This is a genomic window from Kribbella sp. NPDC104218, assembly GCF_055584105.1.
Map to the genome: position 1 here is coordinate 215,066 of NZ_JBVJMQ010000004.1, position 16,180 is coordinate 231,245.

Annotated in this window: 17 protein-coding genes; 4 read left to right on the forward strand and 13 right to left on the reverse strand. The window is 69.9% G+C overall.

From position 1 onward, the window contains the following. The first annotated feature begins 54 nt into the window (after window positions 1-54). Together ACZ6ZD_RS32035 and ACZ6ZD_RS32040 are read left to right on the forward strand one after the other, a co-directional pair. On the forward strand, window positions 55-879 hold the full coding sequence (locus ACZ6ZD_RS32035) for an alpha/beta hydrolase (RefSeq protein WP_465677685.1): 825 nt from the start codon (window positions 55-57) through the stop codon (window positions 877-879). Window positions 880-959: 80 nt separating this feature from the next. Continuing rightward, window positions 960-2,108, forward strand: a complete 1,149-nt coding sequence (locus tag ACZ6ZD_RS32040; RefSeq protein WP_465677687.1) for an LLM class flavin-dependent oxidoreductase — start codon at window positions 960-962, stop codon at window positions 2,106-2,108. A 7-nt stretch (window positions 2,109-2,115) separates the two neighbouring features. Here ACZ6ZD_RS32040 and ACZ6ZD_RS32045 read toward each other — a convergent pair whose 3' ends face one another. The 3 genes from ACZ6ZD_RS32045 to ACZ6ZD_RS32055 form a co-directional block, all read right to left on the reverse strand. Further along, window positions 2,116-3,258, reverse strand: coding sequence for a serine hydrolase domain-containing protein (locus ACZ6ZD_RS32045; RefSeq protein ID WP_465677689.1), 1,143 nt, complete (start codon window positions 3,256-3,258; stop codon window positions 2,116-2,118). A 97-nt stretch (window positions 3,259-3,355) separates the two neighbouring features. After that, window positions 3,356-4,501: a hypothetical protein gene (locus tag ACZ6ZD_RS32050; RefSeq protein WP_465677691.1), complete on the reverse strand. Its 1,146-nt coding sequence runs from the start codon at window positions 4,499-4,501 to the stop codon at window positions 3,356-3,358. A 29-nt stretch (window positions 4,502-4,530) separates the two neighbouring features. Continuing rightward, complete coding sequence (locus tag ACZ6ZD_RS32055; protein ID WP_465677693.1) at window positions 4,531-5,355, reverse strand: endo alpha-1,4 polygalactosaminidase; 825 nt, start codon at window positions 5,353-5,355, stop codon at window positions 4,531-4,533. A 144-nt stretch (window positions 5,356-5,499) separates the two neighbouring features. Here ACZ6ZD_RS32055 and ACZ6ZD_RS32060 point away from each other — a divergent pair, with 144 nt between their 5' ends. Then, window positions 5,500-6,444, forward strand: a complete 945-nt coding sequence (locus tag ACZ6ZD_RS32060) for a glycoside hydrolase family 6 protein (RefSeq protein ID WP_465677695.1) — start codon at window positions 5,500-5,502, stop codon at window positions 6,442-6,444. On the opposite strand, the gene ACZ6ZD_RS32065 is transcribed toward ACZ6ZD_RS32060, so the two are convergent. From ACZ6ZD_RS32065 to ACZ6ZD_RS32110, 10 genes are all read right to left on the reverse strand, one after another. Continuing rightward, the gene (locus ACZ6ZD_RS32065) at window positions 6,428-7,624 is read right to left on the reverse strand and encodes an RNA polymerase sigma factor (RefSeq protein ID WP_465677697.1); all 1,197 of its coding nucleotides are present in this window, start codon (window positions 7,622-7,624) and stop codon (window positions 6,428-6,430) included. The two genes, ACZ6ZD_RS32060 and ACZ6ZD_RS32065, sit on opposite strands and share 17 nt — an antisense overlap. After that, window positions 7,606-7,983 (reverse strand): YciI family protein, encoded by a 378-nt coding sequence (locus ACZ6ZD_RS32070; protein ID WP_465677699.1) that lies wholly within the window; start codon window positions 7,981-7,983, stop codon window positions 7,606-7,608. Before ACZ6ZD_RS32070 ends, ACZ6ZD_RS32065 begins: the two co-directional genes overlap by 19 nt. 10 nt (window positions 7,984-7,993) lie before the next feature. Further along, a complete protein-coding gene (locus ACZ6ZD_RS32075) occupies window positions 7,994-8,575 on the reverse strand; it encodes a dihydrofolate reductase family protein (RefSeq protein WP_465677701.1) in 582 nt (193 codons plus the stop codon). 194 nt (window positions 8,576-8,769) lie between these two features. Next, window positions 8,770-9,291 carry an OsmC family protein gene (locus ACZ6ZD_RS32080; protein ID WP_465677703.1) on the reverse strand — a complete coding sequence of 174 codons (522 nt, stop codon included), beginning with the start codon at window positions 9,289-9,291 and terminating at the stop codon, window positions 8,770-8,772. 94 nt (window positions 9,292-9,385) lie between these two features. Further along, window positions 9,386-11,161, reverse strand: coding sequence for a sensor histidine kinase (locus tag ACZ6ZD_RS32085; protein WP_465677705.1), 1,776 nt, complete (start codon window positions 11,159-11,161; stop codon window positions 9,386-9,388). Window position 11,162: 1 nt separating this feature from the next. Continuing rightward, window positions 11,163-11,852 (reverse strand): response regulator, encoded by a 690-nt coding sequence (locus ACZ6ZD_RS32090; RefSeq protein ID WP_465677707.1) that lies wholly within the window; start codon window positions 11,850-11,852, stop codon window positions 11,163-11,165. Between the two features lie 23 nt (window positions 11,853-11,875). Beyond that, entirely contained in the window at window positions 11,876-13,096 is a 1,221-nt protein-coding gene (locus ACZ6ZD_RS32095) for an ABC transporter permease (RefSeq protein ID WP_465677709.1), read from the reverse strand. Next, complete coding sequence (locus ACZ6ZD_RS32100; RefSeq protein ID WP_465677711.1) at window positions 13,093-13,761, reverse strand: ABC transporter ATP-binding protein; 669 nt, start codon at window positions 13,759-13,761, stop codon at window positions 13,093-13,095. Before ACZ6ZD_RS32100 ends, ACZ6ZD_RS32095 begins: the two co-directional genes overlap by 4 nt. Next, on the reverse strand, window positions 13,758-14,888 hold the full coding sequence (locus tag ACZ6ZD_RS32105) for a peptidoglycan-binding protein (protein WP_465677713.1): 1,131 nt from the start codon (window positions 14,886-14,888) through the stop codon (window positions 13,758-13,760). Before ACZ6ZD_RS32105 ends, ACZ6ZD_RS32100 begins: the two co-directional genes overlap by 4 nt. Continuing rightward, complete coding sequence (locus tag ACZ6ZD_RS32110; RefSeq protein WP_465677715.1) at window positions 14,885-15,496, reverse strand: hypothetical protein; 612 nt, start codon at window positions 15,494-15,496, stop codon at window positions 14,885-14,887. Before ACZ6ZD_RS32110 ends, ACZ6ZD_RS32105 begins: the two co-directional genes overlap by 4 nt. A gap of 99 nt (window positions 15,497-15,595) precedes the next feature. On the opposite strand from ACZ6ZD_RS32110, the gene ACZ6ZD_RS32115 reads away from it, so the two are divergent. Continuing rightward, on the forward strand, window positions 15,596-16,177 hold the full coding sequence (locus tag ACZ6ZD_RS32115; protein WP_465677717.1) for a helix-turn-helix domain-containing protein: 582 nt from the start codon (window positions 15,596-15,598) through the stop codon (window positions 16,175-16,177). Window positions 16,178-16,180 lie beyond the last annotated feature (3 nt).

The window sequence follows — 16,180 nt, forward strand, 5'->3', positions numbered from 1 at the left end:
CCCTAAGGTTCTAAGTAGAAGGAACGGTCTACCTACCTAAACAAGGAGCTCATCATGACGCACAAACTGCCGATCGTCCTGGTCCACGGTCTCTGGATGACCCCGAAGAGCTGGGACACCTGGGCGGAGTACTTCCGGGCCCGCGGGCACGAGGTCGTCGTCCCGGGCTGGCCGGGGATCGACGACCGCGATGTCGCCGACATCCGCTCCAACCCCGAGGCGCTCGCGGGGATCGGCCTGAAGCAGATCGCCGACCACTACGAGGCGATCATCCGGACGCTGCCCGAGAAGCCGATCATCATGGGTCACTCGTTCGGCGGCGTCCTCACCCAGATGCTCGCCGACCGCGGCCTCGGCGCGGCGTACGTCGGCGTCGCCCCCGGCCAGACCGCCGGCGTCAGGACGCTCCCGCTCTCGACGCTGTGGTCCGGCTTCCCGATCCTGTCCAACCCGTTCGGCAAGAACGGCGCGAAAGCGCTCTCCAAGCGGCACTTCCACTTCACCTTCGGCAACGACCTGCCCCGCGCCGAGTCCGACCGGCTCTGGGCGGAGTACGCCGTCAACTCCTACAACCGGGTCTTCTTCGAAGGCGTCACCTCGGTCCTGAACGAGAAGTCCGGCGTCACCAAGGTCGACTACGCCCGCGCCGACCGTGCGCCGCTGCTGGTCATCGTCGGCGGTATCGACCACGTCGTCCCGCCCGCGATCGGCAAGGCCGTCGTCGCGAAGTACCGCAAGGCCGGTGGTCCCGGCATCGTCGAGTTCAAGGAGTACGCCGGCCGCACGCACCGCCTGGTCAGCCAGGACGGCTGGGAGGAGATCGCCGAGTACGCGCTCTCCTGGGCGGTCGACCACGCCCAGCCCGGCGCCCATCGGTGAATATCCGCGGATCGCTTGCACCGGTCTCTTTGTCGAGTAATTCTGTCGACAATGCGACCGAGAGGGTGGGAAGGATCCCGATGACACAGCGGCTGCGGTTCCACTGGTTCCTGCCGACGAACGGCGGTGACGGCCGGCAGGTGGTCGGCGGTGGTCACGGGGTGTCGGCCGGGTCGTCCGGCCGGCCGGCGTCCGTGCCCTACCTGGGTCAGATCGCCCGCAGCGCCGAGCAGCTCGGCTTCGAGGCGGCGCTGACCCCGACCGGCGCCTGGTGCGAGGACGCGTGGATCAGTACGGCGATGCTCAGCGGGCTCACCGAGCGGCTGCAGTTCCTGGTCGCGTTCCGGCCCGGTCTGATCTCACCGTTCCTCGCCGCGCAGATGGCCGGCACCTTCCAGAACCTGTCCGGCGGCCGGCTCCTGCTGAATGTCGTCACCGGCGGTGAGAGCCACGAGCAGCGGATGTTCGGCGACTTCCTCGACAAGGACGGCCGGTACGAACGGTGCGGCGAGTTCCTCGACATCGTCAGCCGGCTCTGGAGGGGCGAGACGGTCACCCACCGCGGCGAGCATCTCCAGGTCGAGGACGCCGTCCTCAATCAGCGGCCCGACCCGATCCCGGAAATCTACTTCGGCGGCTCGTCGGCTCCGGCGCTCGAGGTCGCCGCCAAGCATGCCGACGTCTACCTGACCTGGGGCGAGCCGCCGGCAGCGGTCGGCGCGAAGATCGAGCGGGTCCGCGCACTGGCCGCGGCGCAGGGGCGCGAGCTCCGGTTCGGCGTCCGCCTGCACTCGATCGCGCGGGAGTCGGCTTCGGCTGCTTGGGCCGAGGCGGCCCGGTTGCTCGACGGAATCTCCGACGAGCAGATCAAGAAGGTTCAGGACGGTCTGCGCCGCAGCGAAGCCGAGGGGCAGCGGCGAATGCTCGCACTCAACGAAGGCACCAAGGACGGTCTGGAGATCCACCCGAACCTCTGGGCGGGGATCGGCCTCGTCCGCGGCGGCGCCGGCACCGCCCTGGTCGGCTCGTACGCCGAGATCGCCGACCTGATCGAGCAGTACGCCGCTGTCGGCGTCCAAGAGTTCGTTCTGTCCGGCTACCCGCATCTGGAAGAGGCCTACTGGTTCGGCGAAGGCGTCCTGCCCGAGCTGGCCCGGCGTGGACGCTGGGAGCACCCAGCGCCCGTGGTCACCCGGGCCGCCGTGCCGTTCGGGCAGGCCGCCTCCTGATCGTCGGTCAGCTGCAGAGAGCGGTGTCGAGAGACTTGGCGACGCGCTTGGCGTCGTCCAACGTGGTCGGCATGGCGGTGACGGCCAGGGCTGCTTCGCGCCCGTCGGGGGTGACGGCGTTGCGGGTCTCGAAGCCGAAGATGTCGCCGCCGTGGGTCCAGGCGTAGCCACCGCAGGAGAGTTCGAGCTTGGCGATGCCGAGGCCGTACTCGCCGTCGCCGTTGACGTCCATGTCCGGCGCGTGCACGGTGGTGAGGAGCTGCTGGAGCTGAGCGGGTTTGAGGAGCTTGCCGTTGATGACCGCGGTGAAGAAGCGGTTCAGGTCGCCGGGAGAGGCGATCATCTGGCCCGCGGCCCAGCCGAGTGACGGCTCCATCTCGGTGACGTTGACGGCTTTGCCGTCCGGCGTGGTCTTGAAGTAGCCCTGCGGGTGCGGGCCGAGGATGCGCTGGTCGCCGACGGCGGGCCAGTAGGTGTCCCGGAGTCCGGCGGGCTCGATGACGCGCTTGGTGATCTCCTCGGCGATCGGCCGGCCGGTCACCTTCTGGGCGAGCAGCCCGGCCAGGATGTAGTTGGTGTTGCTGTACTCCCAGCTGGTGCCCGGCGCAAAGAGCGCTTTCTTGCCCAGGGCAACATCAACCATCTCACGCGGTTCCCAGTAGACGTGCTGCATCGCGGGGTAGCCGTCGACGAGCAGCTCGTCGTAGTCCGGGATGCCGCTGGTGTGCTGCAGCAGCTGCCGAACGGTGATCTTGCGGCCGTCGATCCCGTCCCCGCGGACCATTCCGGGCAGGTACTTCTCGACCGGGTCGTCGAGACCGACCTTCCCCTCGCCGACCAGCTGCAGGACGACGACCGCGGTGAACGTCTTGGTGTTGCTGCCGATCCGAACCCGGCTCGCCTTCGGCACCGGCGCCTTGGTGTCGAGGTCGCCGACGCCGGCGGTGTAGGTGCGGACGTGACCGCGTCGGTCCCGCACGGTCGCGATCGCGCCCGGGAAACTCGGGCCTTTGACCAGTGCGTTCAGGCTCTGTTGGACGGCGTTGTTCGGCCGGGCGGTCTCGACCGCGGCCGACGACACGGCCGTGCCGCCGACGAGTGCCGCCACAGCGGTCACGGTCAGGGCGATGCGGCGATGGGACACAGACATCTTGGGCTCCTTGGAAGTTGGTGCTTCCAGGCTATGAGCGTCGCCCGCGGCAATCGATCCGGCCAGCAGGAGTCCGGAGGTAGAGCTGGCACTACCTTCAGAAGCTGCCGCCACCGGAGAACCCGCCGCTGCCTCCGCCGGGGTCGGTGGGCCAGCTGCCGGACTGGTAGGAGCGGAACGGGTTGGGGTTGGGTGGGGCCTTGGGCAACTTCGGGCAGGGGTTGGGACGGCCGGAGGCCTGCGCCGCGCGCTCGATCTGATGGCGGTAGGTGCCGACGTATGGACGGGCGTGCTCGGCGCAGTACGCGATCATCCGCGAGCCGTCCGGGTCGGCTTCGTCGTACCGGTCCCACTGCTCGGTGATGTAGAGGAAGGCGAGCGCGTCGCGGTCCTTCGCGGGCGCGTAGTGGGCGTCGGCCGCGGCGGCGACGGCTTCGGGATTGCCCTGGATGGCCTCGAAGACGACCTGTTGCCGGGCCGGGCCGGGCGGGAGCTCGCGGACGACGCGGCGAAGGCGCTCGGTGAAGTCGATCGACCCCTGGAGTTCGATCGCGCCGAGCAGGTCGCGGGCGGCGGCGTTCGCGTATTGCGGGATCAGGAAGTCGGGGAGCCGGTCGAGCCGACTCTTGAAGACCGTGAGGACTGCGCCGTCGGCGCTGACATAGCTGCCGCGGGCGGCGCGTTCCTCAGCCGTGAGCGGCGTGGGCAGGTGCGGGTTGGCCAGGAGTACGCGGGTCAGCTCGGTGGGTTCGCGGTTGGTCCAGAGCCGGACTTTCGAGTCGTAGCCGCCCTTTTCGTTCTGGAGTGCGGTCGAGAAGGCTCCCTGCAGCTGGTCGAGCAGCTTCGGCTGATCGGTTTCGCTGAGCAGCCCGGCGAGCTCGGCGCGGGACTTCGGGTCGGTCGACTTCAGCGCCGCGTCGACGATCCATTCGGCGAGGTCGTGCCGGCCGGTCGAGGTAGACCCGTCCTGGGCGAGGTACTCCGGGAACCGGTCGCGCAGGAAGACGGCCACGGCCGGCGGGACGTCGGGCACCGGGCGATGCCCCTCGGTGTGGTTGGTGTGGCTGGCGCGCTGCAGGCCGTAGAAGACGTTCTCGGTGAAGTCGCGGTCGCGGCGTTCGCCGAACAGCTGCAGGATCTTGTCGGTGTCGCCCGGCGAACTGTAGATGAGCTGGGCCGCCTTGTAGAAGGCGAGCCGATCGGTGTTCTTGCGGAGCTTGCGGGCCAACCAGAAAGACTGCATGCGCTCCAGTCTCCCGCATCCGGGGTCGCTCAGCAGGTCTTGCGGACGTACGCCGAGTCGCCGGGAGTCCGCACGTCGCGATCGCGCAGCACGATGCTGAGTCGGTCGCCGAACGCCGTACACGCCTTGCGGAGACCGTCGGCGGTGTACTCGATCACGAGCACGTTGTCGTCGAACGCCGCCGCGTAGGTGTCGCACTCGTCGTACTGGCCGCACTCCTCGGAGACGGCGAAGTCGAGGCCGACGGCTTTGCGGTCGACGGCCAGGTCGGCGGTGTTCTTCTGGCCGATGGCGAGGTTCTTGGTGTGCGCGTGGGCGGCCAGCAGCGTGAGGAACTCCTTGGCCTGACCGGCGGTCAGCAGACCCTTGGAACGGGTGTAGCTGTCGTAGTTGTCCGGCTCGATCGCCTGGTAGCCCTTGGCCGCGCAGCCGTCGATCCAGCCGTTCACCTTCGCGGCGATCCGGGTGCGCTGGTCGGCGGTCCGCAGGTCGAGCAGCGGCTCGTCCCAGTCCTCGTCGATGACCAGCTTGCCGGCGGCGTCCTTGAGCAGGAGGTCCTGGTCCCAGTCGGACTCCTCGCCCGGCTGGGTCTGGAAGGCGTTGACGTAGCAGACGTTGTACAGGCCGTCGGCGATCGGCGCCGTCCGATCGCGGACGACGACCTGGACGCCGGCCGGCGGCGGATACGGGCCGCCGAGCTGGTAGTCGAGACCGGCGTGCACGGGCGGCAGTACGACGGCGGCCGGCCGGTCGGGTTCGGCGTCCGATGCCTTCGGCAACTTGATCAGCAGGACGGCGACCGCCGCGACGACGATCAGTCCGATGAGGCCGATCAGCAGACGAGTTCGGGACACCGGCTCACCCTAGCGGAGCGAAATGCACTGGTCGGAACCGGTTCCAACGGCTGGGAGCGCTTCCGGAACTGATGAGCTATTGACGGCGAATCAGGTTGCGCTCAACGTATGCATTCTTGGGAGCGCTTCCAGAAAGGAGCTCGGATGTTTCTTCGGAGAACTGTGCTCGCGGCCATCCTGATCGCCGCCGACCTGGCGCCCGCCGGACCGGCCGCCGCCGCGAGCCCGATCGGCCTGACCAGCGGTTTCTACGTCAACCCCGATTCGCTGCCCGCGGTCTGGGCGCGGAACAACGCCGGTGACGCGCGCGCCGCGCGGATCCAGAGCTCGATCGGATCGAAACCGATCGCGCGCTGGTTCGGCAACGACAGCACCATCGGCACCGCGGTCGCCAACTACACCGGCGCCGCCGACGGGCAGGACAAACTGCCGGTCCTGGTCGCCTACAACATTCCTGATCGCGACATCTGCGCGGGCCACTCTGGTGGTGGTGCGGGCAGTGTCAGCGCCTACCGGACCTGGATCTCGAGTTTCGCGGCCGGCATCGGCGCCAAACCCGCCGTGGTGATCATCGAGCCGGACGCCCTGAACGGGATGGACTGCATGACGCAGGCACAGAAGGACGAACGCCTCGGCATGCTCCTCTACGCCACCCAGATGCTGCAGCAGAAAGCCCCGAACACCTACGCCTACCTGGACGCCGGCAACGCCGGCTGGACGACCGCCTCCACCATCGCCTACCGCCTCGACCAGGCCGGTATCGCCAACATCCGCGGCTTCTCCGTCAACGTCTCCAACTTCTACCGCACCAGCGAATCCATCACCTACGCCAACTCCGTCAACAGCTACCTGGCCACCGCCAAACCCTTCGTCATCGACACCAGCCGCAACGGCAACGGCCACAACGGCTCCTGGTGCAACCCCGCCGGCCGCAAACTCGGCGTCCCCGCCCAAACCGGCGGCGGCGCCGAACTCCTCCTCTGGATCAAAACCCCCGGCGTCTCCGACGGCCCCTGCGGCATCGCCCCCTCGACGCCCGCAGGTCAGTTCAACCCCGACCTGGCCACCCGCCTCATCGACGGCACCTAGCCGCGCGGTCGAGCAGATAGCTCCGGAGGGACTCGTCCGTCGTCAAGGAGGCCGCCGTCGTGAAAGCGGCAGCGGCCTCCGCCGCCCGGCCCGCCCGGGTGAGCAACTCACCGCGGGTGGCGTGAAAGGGCTGGAAGGCCTCGGCATCGAGTTGGTCGAGGGCTGCGAGACCGGCCGCGGGGGAGTGGAGGTTCGCGGTAACGGCGGCCAGGGCTACTCGGGCGCCGAGCGTCGGCGCGACCGTGATCAGCGCCGAGTAGAGGGTGTGCAGCGCCGGCCAGTCGGTCTGCCGGGTGCGCGCGCGGTCGCAATGCACGGCCTGGATGGCGGCTTCGAGCTGGAATCGGCCCGGTGGGCCACCGGCGGCGCGGCGTAGATAGCGCTCACCCTCGGCGATCAGCTCCTGGTTCCAGCGGGTGGCGTCCTGCTCGTCGAGGGGCACGTACTCCGTGCCGCGAGCGGCGGCGCGGGACAGCGAGAGGGTGATCAGCGCGGCGAGCCCCCACGCCTCCGGCTCGCTGGGCAGCAGCGCCGCCAGTGTGACCGCGAGATAGTGGGCCTCATCGGCCAGCTCGCCGGTCCCGGCGATCGCGTAACAGCCGTAAACGGCTTCGAGGACGGCGGCGACGCGCTCCGGCCGGTCCCGCGGATCCGGGACGACGAAAGGGATCCGGGTGTCCTTGATCCGCCGCTTGGCCCGGACCAGCCGCTGTGCCATCGCGGCCGGTGGCACCGCGAACGCGGTCGCGATCTGCGCGGCCTCGAACCCCAGCACGGTCTGCAGCATCAACGGCGTTCGGACGGCGGCGTCGATCGCTGGATGCGCGCAGACGAACAGCAGCTCGAGCCGCCGGTCGCCGAGCGCGTCCGGGTCGAGATCGTCCAGTGGCGACGTCGACCGTCCGTCCGCGAACTCGAGTGGATCCGACGTCCGGTGCGCCGCCGACTTCCACGTGTCCCGTTGCCGATTCCGCGCCACGGTCAGCAACCACCCTTCAGGATTCGCCGGGACGCCGTCCTCCGGCCAGCTCCGCAATGCCTGCTCGAACGCACTCGCCAGCGCGTCCTCGGCCAGCGCCAGATCCCCGGTTGAGGCCGCGAGCAGGGCGATCAACCGCCCGTACGACGTCCGCGCGACCTGCTCGGCGGCGTCCTCGACCCTCACTGGTTCGCGGTCCACACGCCGTTCACCGTGTACGTCGCCCCGGGCCGGATCTCCACCGCGCCCCACTGCACCGGCGGCGCCTCCCGGGCCCAGCGAATCGCCGTATCCAGATCCGGCACGTCGATCACCACGGTTCCACCCAACTGCTCCTTGGTGTCCGCGAACGGCCCATCCTGGATCTGCAACCGACCGTCCACCATCCGCACCGTCGTACTACTCACCGACGGCTGCAAGACCTCCGCCGCCACCAGCACCCCGGCCGCCTCCAACGTCTGCGCATAGGCCCCGAAGGCCCGCTGTCCCTCCTCGATCACCTCTGCTCCCAGCGACTCGACGTCCCCCTCGGCATAGTGCAGCAACAACGTGTAACGCATCTCCGCCTCCTCAGCGAGCCACGGCGTACTGGGCGATGATCACACCGGTCGTGGTCGGAATCGACCGCTCCAGCACCAGGTTCGCCCGCTCCCCGGCGCCGAACAACCGCGTCCCCGACCCGAGCACGATCGGGTGGATCAACAGAATGTAGCGATCGACGAGCCGCGCGGCGTGCAGCGCGCGCACCAACTCCCCGGACCCGAGCACCGTGAGCGCGCCGTCGTACTCCGCCGCCAGCCGCCGCACGTTCGGCACCCCGTCGCCGGCCAGCAGCGTCGAGTTCGGATACCCGAGCCCGGTCCCGGCCGACCGGGACACGACGTACTTCGGGCTGTTCGTCAGCACCTCGGTGAACGGATTCGGCTCCGGCGTCGTCGTCCAGAAGCCGAGTAGATCCTCGTACGTACGCCGCCCCAGCAACAGCCCGCCGCCGGCGCTCATCCCCTCCCCGGCGAACCCCGCCAGCACCTCGTCCTGATACCCGTCCGCCCACCCGCCGCACCCGAACCCGCCCCGCCCGTCCTCATCCGCCCGCCCCGGCGCCTGCATCACGCCATCAACCGTCACACTCACGAACACGCCGATCGTCATCCCGCCTCCTCCGCCGAGCAGCTCCAACAGCCGCTTCCAAGGAGATGACGACCCACCACCCCGCCGATCGACACTTCTCACTCCACCTGCGCGAGACCAGCTCGCCGCCGCTTCCTTCGCGGTCCGGCTTGGTGGGGCATGAGCCGGCGAGCTGAGGTGACGGGGCGCGGTGTTGCCACCGCGCCGCTGGGTGGTCAGGCGGGGGTGATGGTGAGGGGGATCGGGTTGGTGAGGGTATGGCCGACGGGGGAGGAGGCTTGGACGCGTTCGTGGAGGGCGGCGAGCTGGTCGGTGGGGGCTGAGGACTTGAGGCGGACGGTGGCGGTGATGGAGTCGAAGCCGGCGTGGCCTTCGGCGAGGCCGAGGAAGACGTGCAGGTCGACGTCGCCTTTGACGTCGATGGTGAGTTCGTCGAGGGGGATGCCGGCGACGGTGGCGTTGGCGGCGTAGCCGACGGCCAGGCAGTTGCCTAGGGCGCCGAGGAGTTGTTCGACGGGGTTGGGGGCCTGGTCGGTGCCGCCGAGGGCGGCGGGCTCGTCGGAGGGGACGGCGTCGAAGGTGCGGATGCGGGCGGAGGAGGTGAAGGCGCCGTTCCAGGTGACGTGCGCCGCCCAGGTCGTCTTGGCCTTCGCCGGATCCGCCTGGATCGCCGCGACCAGTCCGCCGACCGCGGCCAGGTTCACGTCGTTCAGGGTCGCCTGCGCTTCGGTAGTCATCTATGTCACCTTATTTACTAGACAATGATGACCCAGTGTCGCGCATCCGGTCCGGCGGGCGGCGGCGTACCGGATGCCGAGACGCCGTGGCCGGTCAGGCCGGTAGGCGGAGGGTGAAGGTCGACCCGTGGTCGAGAGTGCTTGTGACGGTAGCTGTGCCGCCGTGGGCTTCGATGAGGCTGCGGACGATGGGGAGGCCGAGGCCGCTGCCGCCGGTGTGGCGGTTGCGGGACTGTTCGGCGCGCCAGAAGCGGTCGAAGACTTTGGGGAGGTCCTCGGGGGCGATTCCGGCGCCGGTGTCGATGACGTCGATGACAACGTGACCGGCGTCCTGGCTGCCCTCGATGCGCACGGTCCCGCCCGCGGGGGTGAAGCGTAGGGCGTTGGCGACCAGGTTGCCGACCGCTTGGCGCAGGCGGACCGGGTCGGCGTCCAGCTCGATGTCGCCGATGGTTGCCGCGGACAACGTGATGCCGGCGTGCTCGGCCTGGGCGCGGTTGGTGGCGACGACCTGGTCGAAGAGCAGGCCGAGGTAGACGCGTTCGGGGTGGATGCGCAGGTTGCCCGCGTCCGCGGTGGCCAGGTCGCGGAGGTCGTCGATGATGTGCTGGAGGAGGGCGGCCTCCTCGCTGAGCGATGCGATGAACGCCGCGTCGGGCTGGGCGACGCCGTCCTCGACGGCCTCCAGCCAGCCGCGGATGTTGCTCAGCGGCGTGCGCAGCTCGTGGGCGATATCGCTGACCATTGCCCGGCGCAACGATTCGGTCCGGGCCCGGCTGTCGGCCAGCTCGTTGAATGCCAGCGACAGCTGGCCGATCTCGTCCCGGCCGCGGACCCGGACCCGGATGTTCTCGTCGCCACCGGTCATCTGCCGCGACGCCTTGGTCAGCGCGCGCAGCGGCTGGACGAGCCGGATCCCGCCGACGACCGCGATCAGTACAGTGACGCCGAGAATCGCCGCCGCGACCCCGGCGATCCGCTTCTGGCTCGCGGGGGACAGGTCGAACTCGGCCGGGGCGGCCTCGTTCTGGGTGCTGACGAACAGGACGGCCAGCGGCGCGACGTACGGTTTCAGCATCGTCCGCCGGGCATCCAGCAGGCAGTTGTCGACCGCGTCCGGATCGGGAGGCACCGGAGCGGCCCCCGACTCCTGTGCGGCCGGCCCGCGCACGATGCCCCAGCTCAGATCGGCCTGGAACTTGATCGGCGCCACCGGGCCGCGCGCGCTCAGGCAGGTGTTCACCAGCTTCTGCAGCCGCTCGTACGCCGCGAGCTGCGGCGGCTCGATCACCTTCAGCTCATTGCCGTCACACGCTTCGATGGTCCCCGGCGGCGCGTCCTCGACCGTCGGCCGCCCGAACGGATCGACGACGATCCGGCCTTGCGCGGAGCGGAGCTGCGTACACGTCAGCACCTCCTTGGCCAGGCCGTTGTACTTCGTCTTCTGCGCGGCCGTCAGCGCGAACGGACCGACCACCCGCGGGTCGATCAGATCGCCCCCGGTCTTCACCCCCGCCAGGCTGCTGCTCATCCGGAGCGGATCGACGATGGCCGACCCGTCCTGCTCCGGGGGCACCGGCTTCCCGGCGATCGGCGTCCGGTCGCGCTCGGTGAGGCTGATCTGCCGGTCGTACGACGCGCTCAGCTTGGCGAGCACGGGCTCGACCCCGGCCCAGCTCTTGTGGGTGGCGGCGTACTCGATCACGGTCTGGTAGATCGTCGCGTCGTCGGCCAGCGCCTGCCCCTGCTGCTCCTGGATCGCGACCGTCGTACTGCGGGCCGCGAGCCAGGCCGTCGCCGCGATCGAGCAGAGCGCGATCAGGACGGCGCCGGCCAGCAGCCGGACCAGAACACTGCGCCGGGCGGCCATCTCAGCCGTCGGCCAGCTTGTAGCCGACCCCGTACACAGTCAGCAGCCGGACCGGACGCCGCGGGTCGGGCTCGATCTTCTTCCGCAGGTTGAGCACATGGGTGTCGATCGTCCGGGTGGTGATGTACTGGTCGACGCCGTGCAGGTTCTCCAGCAGCTGGGCCCGGGTGAAGACCCGGTGCGGTCGCGCGGCCATCGTCGCGATCAGCCGGAACTCGCCCGGCGTACACGGGATCTGGTTGCCATCGGCAAACAGCTCGTGCCGATCGAGATCGACCGCGACGCCGCCGACCCGCAACAGCGTGCTCGGCTCGGCGGTCGCGGAGCCGCGCGTCCGCCGCAGCAGCGTACGGACCCGGGCCGCCAGCTCGCGAGGGCTGAACGGCTTGGTCATGTAGTCGTCCGCGCCGAGGTCGAGCCCGAGCAGCAGGTCGTCCTCCTCGGCGCGGGCGGTCAGCATCAGCACCGGCAGATCGGTCTCCTGGCGAAGGATCCGGCAGACGTCGAGCCCGTCGACACCGGGCAGCATCACGTCCAGCACCAGCAGGTCGGGCTGTCGCCGACGAACCTCTTCGAGCGCGGCCCGGCCGTCGTGGACGACGTACACCGTGTGGTTCTCCAGCTCCAGGTACCGCCGGACGAGCTCGGCCTGTTTCTCGTCGTCCTCGGCGAGTACGACCTGCGCACACATGGTGTCGACTATAGGCGGCCGGATCAATCTGCTGCCAGCGCTTCCGTTGGCGTGAGCAACGATGCCCGGACGGCCGGATACACGCCCGCCAGGACGCCGACCGCGATCGAGGCGCCGAGCCCGGTGAGCAGCGCGGACGCCGGGATCACCACCGGCCAGCCCTGGGATTCGGCGTACCCGATCACGCCGGCCACCCCGAGGACGGCGCCCATCGCGCCGCCGATCGCGCAGAGCACGATCGACTCGGTCAGGAACTGCCCGCGGATCTGCCGCCGGTTCGCACCGAGCGCCCGCCGCAACCCGATCTCGCGACGGCGCTCCAGGACCGAGATGACCATCGTGTTCGCGACGCCGATGCCGCCGACGAGCAGCGCCACCCCGGCCAGGCCGAGAAACAGCGTGGAGAACGCGTTCTGGGTGATCCGCTTGGCGGCCAGCGCCTCGGACGGCCGGCTGACCTGGACCAGGCCCGGCTGCTCGGGGCTGAGCGTCCGCCCGAGGACGGCGCGGACGTCCTCGACCGCGGTGTCGGTGGAGCGGACGTAGACCACGGTCGGTCGGCCGTCGAAGCCGAGGTTCGCCTTGGCGGCGTCCCACCCGACCACCACGGACTGCTCGAGATCGGGGGCCAGCGGCGACTTCGCGAGGACGCCGATCACGGTGAACCAGGTGTCGTTGAGCAGGATCCGGGGGAGCGGTTGCCCGGTCGGCAGGGTCGTGATCCCCAACCAGGTAGCGGCTTTCGCGCCGAGCACCACGGTCGGGAACTTCTCGGTGGCCGGTGACAGGAACTTCCCCGAGTACATCGTCGTCCCGAGCAGCCCGGCCAGGTTCGGCGTACCGGCCAGCACGGTGATCCCGCTGCCGCTGCTGGTGGAGTCGAGTTTGTCCGACCGCCGGACGCTCGCGTGCACGTTCGCCACCCCGGTCGCGTCCCGCACGGGCCCGATCCGCCCGGCCATCCCGACCGCCTGCACCGGAAGCCCGGCCGGCTCGTCGCTCGGGCTGCTCGCATCCGGGACGGCGGCCGCCCGCAGCAAGTCCGGCCCCAACGTCGACAACTCGTCCAGCACCGCCTGCTGACTGGACGCCGGGATCCCGGTCACTACGATCATCGTCGCGATCCCGATCGAGATGCCCAGCGCGGAAAGCGCCGCGCGCAGCGGCCGGGTCCGGAGCCGGGTGAGCCCGAGCAGCAGCAGATCGGAGAAGGCCAGCCGGACTGGCTGGGTCAGCCGCGTCATGCGGCGGTCACCAGTTGACCGTCGCGCATCTCCAGCCGGCGCGGAAGCTGCGCGGCGATATCGCGATCGTGGGTGATGACGGCGATCGTCGTACCGGCCGCGTGCAGCTGGTTGAGCAACTCCAGGACGGCGAGGCCGTTGGCGGTGTCCAGCGCGCCGGTCGGCTCATCGGCGAGGACGACGGATGGGTTGTTGACCAGCGCGCGGGCGATCGCGACGCGTTGCCGCTCGCCGCCGGAGAGCTGATGCGGACGATGACCCGCGCGATGTGCGAGGCCGACCTTGGCGAGCGCCTCCAGGGCCAGCGGCTTGCGGGCCCGGCGCGGCGTCCCGGCGTACAAGAGACCGGTCGCCACGTTTTCGGTGGCGGTGTGCCCGTCCGAGAGGTGGAACTGCTGGAAGACGAAACCGATCGAGCGGCCGCGCAGAGCGGACAGCTCGCGATCGGACAGCGACGCGACGTCGTGCCCGCTGATCGCGACCGTTCCCGCGGTCGGGCGGTCGAGCGTGCCCATCAGGTTGAGCAGCGTCGACTTGCCCGAGCCGGACGGGCCGACGATCGCGACCAGCTCGCCGGAGTCGATCCGCAGCGAGACGTCGTCGAGCGCGCGGACACCGCCGGGGTACTCCTTGACGGTATGGCTGAGTTCGACCACCGCGGTCATGAGGTGGTCACCACTTGCTGCCCGGCCTGCAGGCCGTCGCCGATGATCTCGACGTTGCCGTCGGCAAACATCCCGGTCTCGACGGCGACCAGGGTGGTCGTGGACCCGCTGACGACCTGGACGGCGTAGCCGCCCTCGCGCAGTGCGAGCAGGGCCGCGACCGGTACGACGAGGACGTTGCGATGACTCGGACCGGGGACGACGACCTGCACCGGGCCGGAGTCGAGGCCCGCGCTGTCGGCCTGCTTGGCCAGGGCGATGGTCGCGACCAGCTGCGGCTTCTTGTCGCCGTCCGACGGACCGCCGTCCGGCGGGGGAGTGGCGTCGGTGCTGATACTGCGGATGGTGCCGGCGGTGGACTTGCCGTTCGGCAGGTTGAGCTTGACCTTGACACCGGCCTTGATGCCCTCGGTGGAGTCGGCGTCGAAGGTGAGCGTGACGACCTTCTCGGTCGAAGTGACGTCGAGGACGTCGGCCGCGGCCGGATCGCCGAGCGCTGCTTTGACGGCGCTGATCCGGACGGCGCCCGGCAGCACGACGACCATGGCGGGGTCGATCACCCCGGTTTGCTGCTGGTCGAGCGACTTCTGCCATTTCTTGATGGCCTTGGTGGTCGCGTCGGTCAGTTTGTCGGTGGTCGTGTTCGGCAGGAAGCCGAGCGCGGTCAGATTCTGCTTGACGACCCGGATGTCCGGGCCGCTGAGCGGCTTGTCCTTGACCGGAGGCGAAGGTGGAGGCGGAGATGGTGGCGGGGTGCTCGGCGGCGGGGCCGCTTTGCCGACGGTGCGGAAGAGCGGAGTGCTGCCGTAGAAGAGCACCACCGGCTTGTCGTCCACCCGGTACAGGACGTCACCGCGCCCGACCGTGGTACTTGCCTTTGGCAACCAGGTGATCGTTCCGGTCGCCTTGCCCTTCACGGTGCTGCTGCCGCCGTACCCCAGCTCGCCGGGGAGCTCCTTCGACTGGGACAGCGTGGTGCGGGTGATCGCCACCGTCTGGGCCGGGTCCGGTCCGTCGGTCGCGGCCGCCGGTTGCGGGCGGTCGACGTACCGGACGACGGCCAGGCCGCCGCCGGACAGGACCGCCAGCACCGCGACGGCGGTGAGCACACGTCGGCGCGAGGTCACTTGCCGGCCACCTCGCGCTGGCACTGCGGCATCAGGTCCATTCCCTTGGTGATCGACTGCATGTCGTTGTTCTTCCCGCCGAGCGACGGGCCGACGACGCCGGACGACGTGTCCGAGGACAGCTCGACGTACTTGACGCCCTTGTTCTTGAGGCACTGCACGACCTTGCGGCCGAAGTCGAGGGCGTCCGGGTTCTTGGCGTCCACCTCCCACGGCGGCAGCGGCAGCTTCGGCGCGCAGACCTTGCCGGCGGTCTTGGCCTTCACCGGGTCGGTCGCCGGGCCGTCGCCGAGGACGCCGGCCTCCTTGCGCTTGGCGTAGACGTCGATGCCGTTCTCCTTCATACACGCCAGATACGGCTCGAGCAGCCGCTTGCGGTCGGCGTCCGTCATGTCGATCCGCTCCCGGACCCGGCCGGCGTCGGGATCCGCGGGGGTCGTCGTGGTGGTCTTCTTCCCCGGCGTCGGCGTTTTCAGCGTCGCGATCTCCGGCGCCTTACCCGCGTCCTGGCCCTGGGCCTGGGGGTCCGCCTTCGAGGCTCCGCATCCGGTGGCCAGCGCGGCCGCCAGCAGCAGCGGGGCCCAGCGCAACAGTCTTCTGCTCGTCATACCCGCCACGATGCCGAGCGAATGTCAGGGACTTGTCCGGACCGGGTGCGCATCCTGTCCGCGCTTGCAAAGAAATGGTTGCAAAGCTATCTTTGCATCATGTCCGACCGAGCCCCCGCGCTGGAGACCGCCGCGTTGCGCGCGCTGGCGCATCCGTTGCGCGTCCGCATCCTCGACGAGCTGTCGATGTACGGGCCGCTGACGGCCAGCGGCCTCGGCGCCCGGCTCGGCGAGTCCAGCGGCGCGACGAGTTACCACCTGCGCCAGCTGGAGAAACACGGCCTGGTGACCGAGGACGCCGGCCGCGGCACGGCGCGCGAGCGCTGGTGGATGCGGCGTCCCGGCTCGATCACATTGCCCGCGGCGCACGAGCAGCCCGCGGGCAGCGCCGAGCGGCTCGCGACCGAGCTCATCGACGCGGAGTGGATGCGTCGGCGCGACGAGACCGTCCGCGAGTTCCGGGCCGACGGCGAGCAGGCGTTCGACCGCGCGTGGCTCGACGTCGCCTCGTTCGACACCGTCAATCTCCGGCTGACCGCGGCCGGGCTCGGTGAGCTGATGGCCGAGCTGGACGCCGTGATCGCCCGCCACCTGGCGCTGCCCAAGGCGCCCACCGCGCGGCCGGTGCAGTTGCAGATCAACGCTTTTCCGCTGGTTCGCGGCGAAGCAGGTAAGGAGTAGCCC